Annotated in this window: 14 protein-coding genes and 2 pseudogenes; 7 read left to right on the forward strand and 9 right to left on the reverse strand. The window is 68.3% G+C overall.

The window, feature by feature from the left end; translation table 11 throughout:
• Positions 1–15 precede the first annotated feature (15 nt).
• Positions 16–1,413, forward strand: a complete 1,398-nt coding sequence (locus tag BY998_RS17855; protein ID WP_110352956.1) for an FAD-binding oxidoreductase — start codon at positions 16–18, stop codon at positions 1,411–1,413.
• 494 nt (positions 1,414–1,907) lie between these two features.
• Here BY998_RS17855 and BY998_RS17860 read toward each other — a convergent pair.
• The 3 genes and pseudogenes from BY998_RS17860 to BY998_RS17870 all read right to left on the reverse strand — a co-directional run.
• Positions 1,908–2,060, reverse strand: a pseudogene (locus tag BY998_RS17860) (integrase core domain-containing protein); the annotation flags it as partial.
• A 38-nt stretch (positions 2,061–2,098) separates the two neighbouring features.
• Entirely contained in the window at positions 2,099–3,166 is a 1,068-nt protein-coding gene (dinB, locus tag BY998_RS17865; RefSeq protein ID WP_245421635.1) for a DNA polymerase IV, read from the reverse strand.
• A gap of 229 nt (positions 3,167–3,395) precedes the next feature.
• Positions 3,396–3,692, reverse strand: a complete 297-nt coding sequence (locus tag BY998_RS17870; RefSeq protein WP_146221796.1) for a hypothetical protein — start codon at positions 3,690–3,692, stop codon at positions 3,396–3,398.
• A 122-nt stretch (positions 3,693–3,814) separates the two neighbouring features.
• Here BY998_RS17870 and BY998_RS17875 point away from each other — a divergent pair.
• A pseudogene (locus BY998_RS17875) lies at positions 3,815–5,147 on the forward strand (amino acid permease).
• 89 nt (positions 5,148–5,236) lie between these two features.
• Here BY998_RS17875 and BY998_RS17880 read toward each other — a convergent pair.
• Positions 5,237–5,959 carry an SAM-dependent methyltransferase gene (locus BY998_RS17880; protein WP_245421636.1) on the reverse strand — a complete coding sequence of 241 codons (723 nt, stop codon included), beginning with the start codon at positions 5,957–5,959 and terminating at the stop codon, positions 5,237–5,239.
• 142 nt (positions 5,960–6,101) lie between these two features.
• Positions 6,102–6,755, reverse strand: coding sequence for a methyltransferase domain-containing protein (locus tag BY998_RS17885; RefSeq protein ID WP_110352959.1), 654 nt, complete (start codon positions 6,753–6,755; stop codon positions 6,102–6,104).
• Positions 6,756–7,121: 366 nt separating this feature from the next.
• On the opposite strand from BY998_RS17885, the gene BY998_RS17890 reads away from it, so the two are divergent.
• Positions 7,122–8,906 (forward strand): ABC transporter ATP-binding protein, encoded by a 1,785-nt coding sequence (locus tag BY998_RS17890; RefSeq protein ID WP_348629226.1) that lies wholly within the window; start codon positions 7,122–7,124, stop codon positions 8,904–8,906.
• Positions 8,907–9,149: 243 nt separating this feature from the next.
• On the opposite strand, the gene BY998_RS24465 is transcribed toward BY998_RS17890, so the two are convergent.
• A complete protein-coding gene (locus BY998_RS24465) occupies positions 9,150–9,293 on the reverse strand; it encodes a hypothetical protein (protein ID WP_181425554.1) in 144 nt (47 codons plus the stop codon).
• A gap of 403 nt (positions 9,294–9,696) precedes the next feature.
• Positions 9,697–10,209 carry a DUF892 family protein gene (locus BY998_RS17895; RefSeq protein WP_110352961.1) on the reverse strand — a complete coding sequence of 171 codons (513 nt, stop codon included), beginning with the start codon at positions 10,207–10,209 and terminating at the stop codon, positions 9,697–9,699.
• 255 nt (positions 10,210–10,464) lie between these two features.
• On the opposite strand from BY998_RS17895, the gene BY998_RS17900 reads away from it, so the two are divergent.
• From BY998_RS17900 to BY998_RS17915, 4 genes are all read left to right on the forward strand, one after another.
• Positions 10,465–10,767, forward strand: a complete 303-nt coding sequence (locus BY998_RS17900; RefSeq protein ID WP_110352962.1) for a hypothetical protein — start codon at positions 10,465–10,467, stop codon at positions 10,765–10,767.
• 25 nt (positions 10,768–10,792) lie between these two features.
• Positions 10,793–11,860 carry a phosphoesterase gene (locus BY998_RS17905; RefSeq protein ID WP_110352963.1) on the forward strand — a complete coding sequence of 356 codons (1,068 nt, stop codon included), beginning with the start codon at positions 10,793–10,795 and terminating at the stop codon, positions 11,858–11,860.
• The gene (locus BY998_RS17910) at positions 11,857–12,543 is read left to right on the forward strand and encodes an SDR family NAD(P)-dependent oxidoreductase (protein ID WP_245421637.1); all 687 of its coding nucleotides are present in this window, start codon (positions 11,857–11,859) and stop codon (positions 12,541–12,543) included. The genes BY998_RS17905 and BY998_RS17910 overlap by 4 nt, the downstream gene beginning before the upstream one ends.
• Before the next feature lie 86 nt (positions 12,544–12,629).
• Positions 12,630–12,884: a hypothetical protein gene (locus BY998_RS17915; protein ID WP_181425555.1), complete on the forward strand. Its 255-nt coding sequence runs from the start codon at positions 12,630–12,632 to the stop codon at positions 12,882–12,884.
• 10 nt (positions 12,885–12,894) lie between these two features.
• Here BY998_RS17915 and BY998_RS17920 read toward each other — a convergent pair whose 3' ends face one another.
• Positions 12,895–13,551 (reverse strand): hypothetical protein, encoded by a 657-nt coding sequence (locus BY998_RS17920; protein ID WP_110352964.1) that lies wholly within the window; start codon positions 13,549–13,551, stop codon positions 12,895–12,897.
• Entirely contained in the window at positions 13,539–14,183 is a 645-nt protein-coding gene (locus BY998_RS17925; RefSeq protein WP_110352965.1) for a hypothetical protein, read from the reverse strand. The genes BY998_RS17920 and BY998_RS17925 overlap by 13 nt, the downstream gene beginning before the upstream one ends.
• Positions 14,184–14,236 lie beyond the last annotated feature (53 nt).

Genomic DNA, 14,236 nt, shown 5'->3' on the forward strand with positions numbered 1-14,236 from the left:
GATCCTTTGCAAGCCATGAGCGCGACCGGCCTGCCGTCCGACCTCCTCGCCCGGCTCGAGGCCCAGCTGGGCCCGGGCGGCCTGCTGACGGAGGAGGCCGATTGCGCTTCCTTCGGCATCGACTGGCGCCGCCTCTTCCCCGGTCGGCCCGCCGCCGTGGCGCGGCCGGCCCGCACGGAGCAGGTCGCCGCGGTGGTGAGCCTGTGCCGCGAGGCCGGCATCGCGCTGGTGCCCCAGGGCGGGCATACCGGGCTCGCGGGCGGGGCCACGCCCGACGCCTCGGGCCGCCAGATCGTGCTCTCCCTGGCGCGGATGAACACAATCCGCGCGGTCGATCCGGTCGGCCTTACGATGGAGGCCGAGGCGGGCTGCGTCGTCCAGGCTGCACAGGCCGCAGCGGAGGCCGCCGGGCGGCTGTTTCCGGTGAGCTACGCCGCCGAAGGCTCCGCCATGGTCGGGGGCATGATCGCCACCAATTCCGGCGGCATCAACGTGCTGCGCTACGGGATGACCCGCAACCTCGTGCTCGGTCTCGAGGTCGTGCTTGCCGACGGCAGCGTGGTGAATGGCCTGCGCGCCCTGCGCAAGGACAATGCCGGCTACGACTGGAAGCAGCTCTTCATCGGCAGCGAGGGAACGCTCGGCATCGTCACCGCGGCGGTGCTGCGCCTCGTGCCCCGGCCGCGCCACACCGAGACCGCCCTGCTGGCCGTGTCCGACCCGGAGGCGGCCCTCCGCGTTCTGGCCGCTGCCCAGGACGGGCTCGGCGACACGATCCAGGCCTTCGAGCTGATCTCTCGCTGCTCCTTCCACCTCCTGGAGCGCTACGCCGGGATGGCAAGCCCGCTGCCCGCTTCCCCCTGGTGCATCCTGCTCGAAGCGGGATCGAGTCTGTCGGGCCTGCGCGACGCGGTCGAAGCTACGCTGGGCGAAGTGCTGGAGCGGGGCGATGCCCTCGACGGCGTGCTCGCCGAATCGAAGGCGCAGGCCGGCGGCCTCTGGTCCTTGCGCGAGCGCATCACCGAGTGCGAGGCGCACCAGGGCAGATCGGTCAAGCACGATGTCTCGGTGCCGATCCCGGCGATCCCCGCCTTCCTGGAGGCTGCCGACCGAGCCCTAGGTGAGGGCGCGCCCGGCACCGTCCCGAACGTGTTCGGCCACATGGGCGACGGCAACCTGCATTACAACGTGCTGGTCGGGCCCGAGCACGACGGCGCCGCGATCAACCGTCTGGTGCACGACGTGGTTGCGCAGTTCGAGGGAAGCATCTCCGCCGAACACGGCATCGGCCAGTATCGCGTCGACGAGCTGGCCCGCCGACGCCGGCCCGAGGAGATGGCATTGGCCCATCGCCTGAAACGAGCGCTCGACCCGGAGGGATTGCTCAACCCGGGCAAGGTCCTGCGAGGCTGATCCTGCTACGGTAACAATTCTCTGGACCGCCCACGTGATGGCGAGCCGGCCCTGCGGATCGGCGGCGCGCAGCGTTCGCCAGAGCGGGCCGTCGGAGCCATCCATCGCCAGGATCCGTATCGGATCGTGTCGCTTGCTAGGTGGGCACGAGCTGTCGAGCAGGGGAGGGGGGTGGAAATCACGCTGTGGTCGTCTTGGCTCGGCCCGCTCGCGGCTCGAAGCGACGGACCGCGAGGGGCTGCGTGCCGGCGCCCTGTGCCAAGCGCACGATCACGGCGAGATCCGCACCCGAGCGTCCCAATCTCGACTTGGTGCACGGAGCGGCCGACATTGCCGTCCTGCAGGCCGTGGCCGAAGGAGGTGTAGAACCTTTCCTGGGCACTATCAGTTGGCTAAGCCGCTGAGCCGCAAAATCAATAGGCAAAAACAGAGATTTAGGACTACGGGGTGGTACAAACGGGTGGTACATGACCTTGCCCCCTGTTTGCCCCCGTTTATAACCAGACTCCGTTCTGGTTCTGGTCCTGTTTGGACCGGGTTGCAAACGCGTTCGGGGTGAGCCCACCAAGACTCGTGTCGGGGCGACAGGTGTTGTAGTCGATCCGCCACGCCTCAATGATGGTCCGGGCCGCTGGCAGGCTGCGCCATCGTGGTCAGTGCCGTTAGGTGCAGCGATTGATCTTCGTCACAAAGAAAGATCAAGCTGCCGTGATTCGGCATCACCGGACCTCGCCTGCAGCGATGAGAGCGCCGCACCGATCAGCCGCACGCTCCGACGCAAGGGAAACGTCTCGCGCAGCAAGCCGAGGCTGACCTCCTCCAGCGTCGCCCGGTCCGCCAACGCAACCGGCAGGGAGCGCGCCCGAGTGATCTGGGCGAAGTCCGAGAATTTCAGCTTCAGCGTGACGGTGCGGGCCGCCACCGCCTTCGCCGTCGCCACCGCCCACACCTTGTCGAGGCATGGCTGCAGACGATCGGCCAACACCGCGTACTCGCTCGTGTCGTCGGTGAATGTCGTCTCCGCGCCGATTGACTTGCGCTCGCGGTGTGCGCGAACCGGCCGGTCGTCGATCGCCCGCGCTACCCGGTGATAGTACTCGCCCGCACTGCCGAACGAGGCTCGCAATTCGTCGAGGGAGCGTGCCTTGAGATCGGCACCGGTCAGGATGCCCAGGCGCCGCATCTTCGCCTCGGTCGCCGGTCCGACGCCGCGAAACTGGCCGATGGGCAGCGCTTCGACGAAGCCTGGGCCCATCGCCGGCGTGATGACGAACAGCGCGTCAGGCTTCCTGTGATCGGAGGCGACCTTCGCCAGAAACTTGTTGTAGGAGACGCCCGCTGAAGCAACCAGCCCAGTTCGGGCGAGGATCGTGGCGCGGATTTCTCTCGCGACCTCGGTTGCAGTCGGCAGACCCTTCAGGTTTTCGGTGACGTCGAGATACGCCTCGTCGAGCGCCACCGGTTCGATGATGGGCGTGTGCTCCTCTAACACGGTGCGGATGTCGGACGAGACGGTCTTGTAAGCCTCGAAGCGCGGGCGCACGAACACAAGATCGGGGCAGAGCCGGCGCGCGGTGGCCGAGGGCATGGCCGAGCGTACACCGAAGCGCCGGGCTTCGTAGCTTGCCGCCATCACAACGCCGCGCTCGCGCGAGCCGCCCACCGCCAGCGGCCGACCGCGCAAGCTCGGGTCGTCGCGCTGCTCGACGGAGGCGTAGAACGCGTCCATGTCGATGTGGATGATCTTGCGCATCGGCGTCGACCTGAACTCGCATCCCCGGCAGGCCATCCACACGCAGCGTCAACCGCCTCTTTGTTCATCTTTTGTTCTTGAACGGACAGGCACAGTCAAGAGATTGCCGAGCTTTCCCCACGGCAATCGAGCCACTCGAGATGGGGGTTGCGCCCGCTCCTGATCGACGAAGGCGTAGCGCCCCGCGACCGTGACGGTGCGTGACGCATGTTAGGCCGGTGAACGTTTCTCAGCAGTCGTTGCTGTTCTGCCCCTCGACGCGCTGACCCGGCTTGAGCGTGCCCTCGCCATCCTTGGGCACGCTGGTCGAGCCTTGGTTCAGGGCTCCGACCGTTCCGGGGGATTCGCCCTTAGCGCCGGGCGTGACCTTTTCGGTCGAGCCGCCCTGCACGTTGGAACTTGTATCGCCTGTCTTCGGGCCCTGGGTGCTGGTCGTGGTGCCAGTCGCGCAAGGCGCAGCCATGGCGCCGCCGCTGGCGACGATCATGAGCGCCGCGGCGCCGGATAGCATTGAGAGTTTCGACATAAAGGCTGCCTCCTCGTTGTACCATCGAAGCCGCCCCGGAGATCGAGAGTTCCGACGAACCTCGCTTCCTGCCAATAGGCCGCATCTCGACGCGCGGCTGGTGCGGGCCAGATGTAAATCACATGCTCGAAAACGCTGCCGCCGGAACGTCAACGAAAGTCTCGACCCTGGCGGCGACCGCGATCGTGGTATCCGACATGATCGGCGTCGGCGTTTTCACCAGCCTCGGGTTTCAGGTCACGGACATTCGATCCGGCTTCGCGTTACTTCTGCTGTGGCTCATCGGAGGTGTCGTCGCCTTGTGTGGGGCGTTCTGCTACGCGGAACTTGCCACGATGTTTCCCCGATCGAGCGGCGAGTACAACTTCCTCACACGCCTGTACGGCCCGGCGGTCGGGTTCATGGCGGGGTGGCTCTCGGCCACGGTCGGTTTTGCCGCCCCGGTGGCGCTCGCGGCGATGGCGTTCGGGCAATACGCCAAGGCGGTTCTACCCGGCGCGCCGCCGCTCTTGCTCGGGCTGGCGGTGATCTGGGTCGTCACGGTCGTCCACATGCGCGGCGCGCGCCAAAGCAGCGTTTTTCAGATCGGGTTGACGCTTCTCAAGCTCGCCCTGATCGTCGCTTTCATCACGGTCGGCTTTGCGCGGGGGGGGCGATCAACCGATCCATTTCACCCCCGTCGGGTTCGATGCCGGGCAGATCTTCGGCGCCAGCTTCGCCATCAGCCTCGTGTTCGTGATGTACGCCTACACGGGCTGGAACGCGGCGACTTACATCGTCGGCGAGATCGACGATCCGAAACGCAGCCTGCCGCGAGCGCTCTTCGTTGGGACGAGCCTTGTGGTCGTGCTCTACGTCGCGTTAAACGCTGTATTCCTCTACACCACACCCATCGCGGAACTCGCCGGACAGGTCGATGTCGCCCTGATCTCCGGCCGTCACGTCTTCGGCGAGGAGGGTGGTCGCCTCGTCGGCGCCCTGATCTGCGCCGGGCTGATTCCAACGATCAGTGCGATGATGTGGATCGGCCCGCGGGTGACGGTGGCAATGGGCGAGGACCTGCCGCTGCTGCGCCCGTTCGCTCACCGCTCTCGCATCGGCGTACCCACCCCCGCGATCCTGCTGCAAGGCGGGGTCGCCACCCTTCTGCTTCTCACCCAGAGCTTCGAGGCCGTGCTGGAGTTTATCCAGTTCAGCCTGACCCTATGCTCCTTCCTGGCCGTGCTCGGCTTGATCAAGCTGCGCATCACGCAACCCGACCTGCCGCGGCCCTGCCGAGCCTGGGGCTACCCGGTGACGCCGCTGATCTTTCTGTCCGTCACGTTGCTCATGATGGCTCATGTCGTTGCCGTCCGGCCATTCCAGTCGCTCGCAGGCTGTGGCCTGATGCTGGCTGGCCTCTTCCTCTATGTCGGAGCGACGGCGTGGGAACGGCGAAAGGAGGGGCCCAGTTAAGCTGCCGTTCCAATCCACGAGGTTTGCTGCGCTGACCCTATGGCAGCATCCCAAGTTTTAGATAAGTACTGTCGCAGGATATCGTAGGCCTAAGCCTTGGTCGCGCGCAGCACGTCGAGTCGATACTCGGCCGTTCGCGATTGCTTGAACACCCGCGCGAAATCACGGGCGCCTTCGATGAAGCCCTCGGCGGCATCGTCGCCCGAGAGCGGGTAGTGGGTGACGCCGAGCCAGTGAACCAGCACGATATCGGCCTCGGGCAGGATCGCACCTCTGACGCGCGCAACGAGGCGCGCGAGATCGGCGCGGTCGAGATAGTACGCCACCTCGGAGATCAGGATCAGATCGAACTGCCCTTCCGGCCAAGTGCCTGGGACCGCAGCCAGTTGGAACTGTGCGTTCGGGCAATCGGCGCACCGTTCGCGTGCGGCGTCCAACACGGACGGCACCACATCGAGCCCGAGCAGCGCGTCGCAGCGGGGGCAGAGCTGGTGGGTGAATACCCCGATTGAGCAGCCCACTTCGAGGGCGGACGTGTAGTGGGGTCGCGGCAGGGCCGCGAGCGTCGCCGTGTACTTGTCCCGCTCGTACGGGCTCGTGGCGAAGCGCCAGGGATCGGCCTCGGTGGCGTACATGCCCTTGAAGTATTCGGTATCGAGGCTCTTCGTTCGACGGCCCGTCGGAGCGTCGGTGGGCTTGCCGGCGTTTGTCTCCAACCCTGCGGCTCCCTCGATCCCGAACGTGATGCAGGCGGCAGCGACACCTCCGGACTGAAGTATAAGTCGACGCGACATGGGCATGCGGTCACGCACGATCACCTCGGGGTGCCAGGAGCCGTAGGGGTGGGAAACCAAAGTAGGTCGCAGCTGTTCCGAGCCGCTGCGGCGACGGACAGGTGAACCCCGGTCGCGATGGCGTGATGCGTGTTTGATCGTTCCCGAGCCGAATGGCCCGTTATTCCGGTGCGCGCCAGCCGACCGCAGCCGTCATCGGATCGCTCGGGCCACCATCCGGGATCAGGACCCGTGTTTCGGTTCGCGCAAAACCTGCGCGTCGCAGATACAGATCGAGGAGCTGCGCGTGCCCCGTCGCGTCGAGAGCAGTCCAGATCGCGACGGCCTTGGTCGGGAAGCAGCGGTTCGAGAAGCTGACGATGACCGGCGATCCGGGGCGGAGCACGCGCACAACCTCGGCCAGCACCGTCACCGGTTGCTGGAGGTATTGCACCGACACACAGATCAGCGCCGCGTCGACGCTCGCGCTCTCGATAGGGAGATGCGGGTTGGCATTCAGATCCTGCACGAAGCCTCGTGTCAGCCGTGGGTTGGCGTCGAGTTCGCGCTGGTTCAAGCCATGGCCGATCACCGCCGCGAAAGCTTTCTCCGGGGGAAGGTGGCTGACCCAACTCGACATCATGTCGAGGATGATACCGCCCGAGGGGAGGAGTTCGTCGTACAGGCGCGTCACCGCGGCGATGGCCGGCTCATCGATATGCGTGACGAAGCGCGGCACCCTGTAGAAGCGCGAATCGGGCGTGGAGTCGTGTTTCGTGAACGCCTCGGCTGGCAGCTCGGGCAGTTCGGGCGAGGAGATCCGGGTTGCAGACACGCTCAGAACCTACCGTTGAAGCAGCCGATGATGGTGCGCCAACAGATGCGCGGCCGACCTGGTTCGCGGTGGCGCGCCGAGCCTGATGCCGCAGCTTCAGTGCCGATCCAGTGAGGCTGCGGAGATCGGCCCGCACGGGGACGGTCGACGCCGTCGAGAGCGGGCAGCCGCCGGATCGCGGGCGCCATCGTGTCGCGTGTCGTCACCGCCCCGGAACGCGTGGCAATCCCGTACGAGACGTGTTCGTTGTCCTTCGACACAACAGGGAACGCCGAGCGGCGCGCAGTGCGTTTGTTTCCATCATCCACCGCCCGGCTTCGCAGCGCAGCCGCGGCACGAATCGGTCCATTCCGGCACCTCCCGGCCTTGTTCCGCCTCGCCTGGGCGACGAGCCGCACCCTGACGCTCGCCAGTATCGGTTTGCGCCTTGCCCGCGTGGCCATCCCTGCCCTGATGCTCTATGTCGCCAAGCTCGTCGTCGACACGGTCGTGGCCGGGCAAGCCGGTGCCGCCCCGTCGGCGAGTGTGTCGGACTGGCTTGCCACTCCGCTGCTGCGCCGGGTCGGCCTGCTGATCGGGGCTGAACTCGCGCTGGCGCTCGCCTCAGACCTGCTCGGGCGCGCGACTAGCCTTGTCGACGGCGTGCTGGCCGAGATGACCGGCAACGCCACCACGCTCCGGCTGATGGCACACGCCGCCACCCTCGATCTCGCCCAGTTCGAGGACCCCGCGGTGCAGGACGGGCTGGAGCGTGCCCGGCGTCAGGTCGCATGGCGCGCCAACCCGATGGGCCAGCTGCTCGGCCAACTTCAGGATGGGCTCACAGCCCTCTCACTGGTTCTGACCGTGGTCGCGTTCCTGCCCTGGCTCGTCGTCCTGCTCGTACTCGCCTTGATCCCGGCCTTCCTGAACGAACTCCACTTCAACCGCCAGGGCTACCGCCTCGCCTACCAGCGCTCGCCGGACCGGCGCGAGGGCGACTACATGCGCCAGCTCGGAGCCGGTGCCGAGAGCGCCAAGGAGATCAAGCTGTTCGGCCTGAGTGGTTACCTCGCCGAACGCTTTCGTCTGCTCGCCGACCGGGCGCTGCGCGAGAACACCCATCTCGCGCGGCGCCGGGCGGTGGCGGGCGGGCTGTTCGCCAGCCTCGGCACGCTTGCCTACTACCTCGCCTACCTCGTGATCGCGCTGCGGACGGCCACCGGCACGCTCACCCTCGGCGACCTCACCTTCCTGAGCGGCGCCTTTCTGCGCCTGCGCGGCCTCGTCGAGGGCTTGCTTCTCGGCCTGTCCCAGCTCTCCGGTCAGGCGCAGTACCTCGACGACCTGTTTGGGTTCCTCGCACTCGCGCCGCGGCTCAACACACCTGAGCATCCCGCCCCGTTCCCGACGCCGATCCGCGACGGCTTCGTGTTCGAGGCGGTAGGTTACCGCTATCCCGGTGCCGAGCGTTGGGCAGTGCGTGATCTCTCGCTCACGATTCGAGCCGGCGAGGTCCTGGCGCTGGTGGGCGAGAATGGCAGCGGCAAGACCACGATCGTCAAGCTGCTGGCGCGGCTCTACGACCCGACCGAGGGGCGCATCCTACTCGATGGGCGGGACCTGCGCGACTACGACCCCGACGTCCTGCGCACGCGCATCGGCGTGATCTTCCAGGACTTCGTCCGCTTCGATCTCACGGCGGGCGAGAACATCGCGGTCGGGCGCATCACGGCGCTGACGGATACGGTCCGCATCGAAGGCGCGGCGGGCTGCGCGCTCGCCGACACCGTGGTGGCGCGGCTGCCGGCGGGCTACGGCCAGCGGCTGGGCCGGCGCTTCGAGGACGGGGTCGACCTGTCCGGGGGCGAGTGGCAGAAGCTCGCCATCGCCCGCGCCTACATGCGCGAGTCCGAGGTGCTGGTCCTGGACGAGCCGACCGCGGCGCTCGACGCCCGCGCGGAGGCAGAGGTGTTCGACCGCCTCCGCGCTCTCGCGCTCGGGCGCACTGCGCTCCTCATCTCGCATCGCTTCTCAAGCGTGCGCCGCGCCAACCGCATCGTCGTGCTCGGAAACGGCCAGGTGCAGGAGGCCGGTACGCATGAGGAGCTGGTCTGCAACGGCGGTCGCTACGCCGAGCTGTTCGAGCTGCAGGCAGCGGCATACCGATAGGCAGCAGCCTGCCGCAGAAACTTCGCCGTTGACCGAAACCCCCTCGCTGCCGGTGAGCTCAAAGTAAGTGGATATTTGCCTCCGTAACCCCGTTCAATTCTGCGACGACACCAAAAGGTAGCCTACCTGCCATTGAATGTCCGGTTTCTGGCGGTGCGTTGAAGCCTGCTTATGGCGCACAGCCGAACCAGTTGAGCGCGAACTCCTGACCCAATCGGGACCCTCGGAGCGTCCGGTTTCGGACTACACGGCGGTGGGCAACAACTTCGACACAGCGGCGACGATCTGCTGGAATGCAATCGGCTTCTGCAAACGCGCGGCGCCGTCGACTTCCGCTGGAATGACCTCCCCTTCGTATCCCGTGGTGAAGTCGAAAGGGGTACCCATTCCTTCAGCGTCTCCGCGAGCTTGAGCGCGAACACTGCGCCGAGATTGATGTCGAGTACGGTCGCGTTGGGCCGATCTCCCAGAGTCTTGGTTTGTCGGTCCAAAAGATCCCGGTGCGACCGGTAAATGCCAAACTTGCCTCAACCGAGCTGGGCTGCCCCGAAAACCCGGAGTGCGGCATCGCCAGCCGGGCCCGTGACTTCCGGCGAAACCCAGGACTCCGGAGATGCCCGGATGGAGACACCGTCGTCATCAGTCAGATGCCAGCGGGAGCGCTCGTGGTGATCTGGACAGGTCTCGACAGTGACGGCGATGGGGCGGGATCGTCCATGGTCTGCGCTCTCGGCGTGCGGCCTCAAACTGAAGGGGCGGCCCGCGGCGGGCCGCCCCCCGGGAGCGGTCGTCAGCTGTCGGCCTTCGCTCCGCTAAGCGTCAGGTCAAGATAGGTCTTGGTGACCGGCTCGATCAGCGCGGCGATCTCCTCTGCGGCCTTCGTCTCCTCATCGACCGCGGCACGGAAGAAGGCGATCTGATCGGTCTTGCCAGCCCGCTCGGCGATCACCGCGAGCGAGCGATAGGCGGCGACCTGATCGTACTGGTAGGCGTAGCCCGCGTAGAGGTTCTTCAGCGTCTCGTCCTGCGCGGTGGCGTGGACAGCCGCGCCGATGGAGCCGGCCACGCTCGTGACGGTTTCTTTGAGCGTCGAGCGGCTCTCACCGATCGCCTCCAGCGCCGTGTCGAGGCGATCGATCTGCACTTTCGTGGTCTCGACATGGCGGCGCAGGACGGCCGCGTAGTCAGGGTAGCGTTCGAGGCCGGAGAGCTGACGCTCCATCTGCTCAAGGCCCTGCTTCTCAAGGGCGCGCGTATTGCGAAGAGCACCCGCGTAGATCGTGCCGATGTCGGTCGTGGCCATGCTGTCGTCGCTCCGAATATTTTTGCGATCCGGCGGCCAACCCAGGTGAAATACGGCTGTTTCCCACCCTTCGCTGCGACGGAAGCGCCCTGCCGAGCCTCGCCCTTCGACACCGGCCGCTCTCGTCCGACGGGATAGATACGGCGCGGCGCAGGCCGCGGCGGAGCCTCCATGCGTCAAGTGGCGCCGCAACCCAGCCGCAGGGGCGCCGGTTGCCGCCCGATATCGACAACGTCATCGTCGGAGGCACATCGCATGTCTGAGACCAGCTACAGCCGATCCGCCAAGGCCCAGAAGGCCGAAGAGGTGCAGGCCGCCGGCAGCGCCAAGGCTGGGGCCGGCCATCCGGACGTCACCGAAGGCGGCCCGGCCCCATCTCCGACCGAGGGCAAGGGGCATCCGAAGCCCGCAGCCTCCACCGCCGACACCGACGGCTCGCCCGAGACCGGCACGTCGTCGGCCACCGCCGGCAAGGCCGAGAAGCTGGCCGCCGCCGAGAACGCGTCCCTGACCAAGGATCAGCACGGCCGCGGGCGGCGCAAGGCGGAGGAGGCGTGAGCCGGGTCGTCCGGGGCGGTCTCGCGTGAGCACGCTCGCCGCGCATGGGGCCGCCTTCACTGAAGCCGTCTCCGGCTTCGGTCCGGGCGCCCCCGTCATCCTCTGTCACGACGATGCCGACGGGCTGTCGGCGGGTGCCCTCCTGTGGCGGGCGCTGGCCCGGGCCGGCCATGAACCCGGGGCGGTTCGGGTGATCGGGCGCGGCGAATCGGCGTGGTCACCGGCGATCCGCGACGAACTCGCCGCGCTCGCCCCCGCGGGCCTCGTCGTGGCCGATATCGGCGTACAGGCCGGCACCATCCTGCCGGGCGTGCCGACGGTGCTCGTCGATCACCACGTGCCGCGCTCCTGGCCCGAAGCCTCCGAGGCTACCGTGATCAGCGGCCATGCCGACGTGCCGATCCCGACCTCCAGCCTGCTGGCTCACGCCTGCGCCACAGCGCTCGGGGCGGCGGACGACATCGCATGGCTCGCCGGCATCGGCCTCGTCGGCGATCTCGGCGAGCGGGCGGCGAGCGCCGACTTCCCCGAGACTATGGGCCCGCTGCGCAAGGCGCACACCGCCAAGGCGCTGCGCGAGGCGGTCAGCCTCGTCAACGCGCCGCGCCGCTCGGCCTCGGGCGATGCTGGGCCGGCACTGCGGATGCTGCTGCGGGCGGACGGGCCCCGTGACATCGTCGCCGGCACGGATCCGGACGCGGCGGCGCTGCACGCCGCCCGGGCGGAGGTGAAGGCGGCGCTCGCGGTCGCCCGCGCCGTTCCACCGCTCTTTGCCGGTCCGGTCGCCCTGATCCGCTGCGACTCGCCCTGCCAAATCCATCCACTCGTCGCGCAATCGTGGACGCACCGCCTGCGGCGACAGGTGGTGATCGGCGCCAATGCGGGTTTCCGTGCCGGCTACGTCCACTTCGCGGCGCGCAGTCTCGGCGTCCCGGACCTGATCGGCTTCCTGGAGGAGCACGCACCGCCGCTCGGGCCGGACGATCAATTCGCACAGGGGCACCGCCGCGCCACCGGCGGTCAGGTGCGGGTCGAGACCTGGAACCGGTTTGCCGCGCAGCTCGGCTTCGGGCCGGAGGCGCAGATCTCGTGAGGCGCCGCTCACTGATCGTCGGGGCCTCGCGCGGGCTCGGTCTCGGGCTGGCGGCGCGGTTCCTGGCCCGCGGCTGGGACGTCACCGCCACGGTGCGGCGGCCCTCGCCGGCACTGGCCGACCTCGCCGCCGCCGGTCCCCTGCGGATCGAGGCCGGCATCGACATCGACGACGATGGAGCGGTCGCCGATCTCCGCGCGCGGCTGGCGCAGGCGCCGGATTTCGACCTCGTCTTCGTCGTGGCCGGCATCGCCACGCAGGCCGGCACGCCCGCCTCCCTCCTGCCGCGGGAGGTCGTCGGCGCGGTGTTCCAGACCAACGCCGTGAGCCCGATCCGCTTCGCCGAGGCGTTCCATCGCCGGGTGGCGCCGGGCGGGCTGATCGTGCTGATGACCTCGAAGCTCGGCTCGGTCTCGCTGAACCGCGGCGGCGGCTGGAGCAGCTACCGGGCGAGCAAGGCGGCGCTCAACACCCTCGCGCGCTCCTTCGCCAGCCAGCACAAGGGAGCGGATTGGGGCGTCGTGCTCATGCATCCGGGCTGGGTGCGCACCGATCTCGGCGGACGGCGCGCCACCCTCGACGTCGAGACCAGCGTGCGCGGCATGGTCGCCGTTCTGGAATCCCGCCTCGGCCAGCGCGGCTGCGTCTACCTCGACCATGGCGGGGAGACGGTGCCATGGTGAGGGGACGCGCCGATTCTGGGCTCGCTCCGGAGCGGCTGCGGCATCGGCGCCTGCGAACCCGAGCGAGATCCACAGGTTGATCGCGCATGAGCGCATCCGAGCCGACCGCAGCTTCCTTCGACACCGCCGAGGTGGTTGCTGCGCGCCGCCGCGAGCTGGCGGTCGAGCACATCCTGTTCGGCGCCCTGCGCCATCTCGCCGGCCGCCATCCCGAAATGCTGGACGAACTCGAAGCCAGCCTGCCTCATCTCTGGGATCGATCGGAGGGCACGGCGCGCGACGACGAGGCGGTGCGTGAGATCGCCCGACGATTCATCAAGAGCTTGCGAGCCGAGGCCTGACCCGCCGGCGTTAGGTGTCAGTCCAGGCCGCGTAGACCGATCCACGGGCGGTGTCGGGCTTGGATTCACCGATGAAGATCACGACCGGGCCGTGGGCGTCGCGCCGGGGATCGTAGAAATCGAGCAAGCCCGGCGCGATGGTCTGGAAGAAGCGAGGGCGCAGGCCGTCGCGGCGGAGCAGGTGGTCGATCACCACCTGATCGCCGTGCACGGCGTTCGGCACCGGGCCGCAGGAGCCCGCCGACATCCAGCCCTCGGGCTCGGCCGCGAAGCGGGCGTAAAGCCCGGCGAGGGCATCGCCGTTCCAGCGCAGCAGGGCGCTGGAGAGGCGGCCCTTGTGGAAGTAGTCCTCCATCGCCGCGAGGCCGGGCTCGGCCATGGGGGCGGCCAAGGCGTCGGCGGGGCCGGTGAAGACGGTGTCGAGATCGCACAGCAGCGTTGTGCCGTCCGTGAGGCCGGGGCGGAACGCCTCCATCTTCGCCCACCAGGCCGGCCAATCGTGGCGCAGGGGCACGCGCTCGACGCCCGGAACAGTGAGCGGAAGATCGGTAAGGCAGAGGATGCGCGTGAAGGCCGACGCGTGGCGGCGCACGCCGAGGGCGAGCCGTTCGACCCACGTCACGTCGTAGCGACCGCCGCCCTTCAGCACCGTGATCAACGTGGGCATGAGGCACTTTCGAGGGGGTGGAGGTGCAGGCGTCCGGCCGCTTCTTGTTCCGCGAACCACGCGCGCTCGGCCGCCCAGGGGTGGCCGGGCCAGCCGTCGAAGCCGAAGCCGTAGGCCTGGATCGGGGCGGCCCCGTGCGAGCGCGCGCGCAGGAGCGCCAGCGTCACAAGGAAGCCGGTGCTCGGGTTCGGACGGCTTTGCGTGCGGGGCGCGAGCAGGATGCGCGCCCGCTCATGCAGCGTCTCCGGCAGGATGTGGACCGGGCGGCCCGTCGGGCGTAGCAGGGCCAGGGCCTCGCGGGTCCAGCAGATCGGCTCGGGGCGGTTGTGCTCGTCCGGCAGCATCGGGAAGGGCAGGATGAAGGCCCGCGACGCCCGGACCACCGGGCGCCTCAGGAAATGCCGATCCTCCAGCCATTCGCGCATCTGGCCGCCGCGGTTGACCAGGGCGAGATGCGTGACGCGGGAGCCGGTGGCGGCACCGAAACCCGCGGCATTGTTGAAGCGCACGACGTACTCCGCCGCATCGATTGCCGCCGCGCCGGTCCCCGGTGCGTTGCCGACGACGGCCAGCGACGCGGTCGCCGCGGCATTGGCCGGTTCCGATCGGACGAAAGGGATGTCGGGGGGCACGGGTGTCGGGGGCTCGGTGAGATCGTGCGGGGAACCGCCAAGGTCGGGCGCCG

It is taken from the genome of Methylobacterium sp. B4 (assembly GCF_003201865.1).
GTDB lineage: Bacteria > Pseudomonadota > Alphaproteobacteria > Rhizobiales > Beijerinckiaceae > Methylobacterium.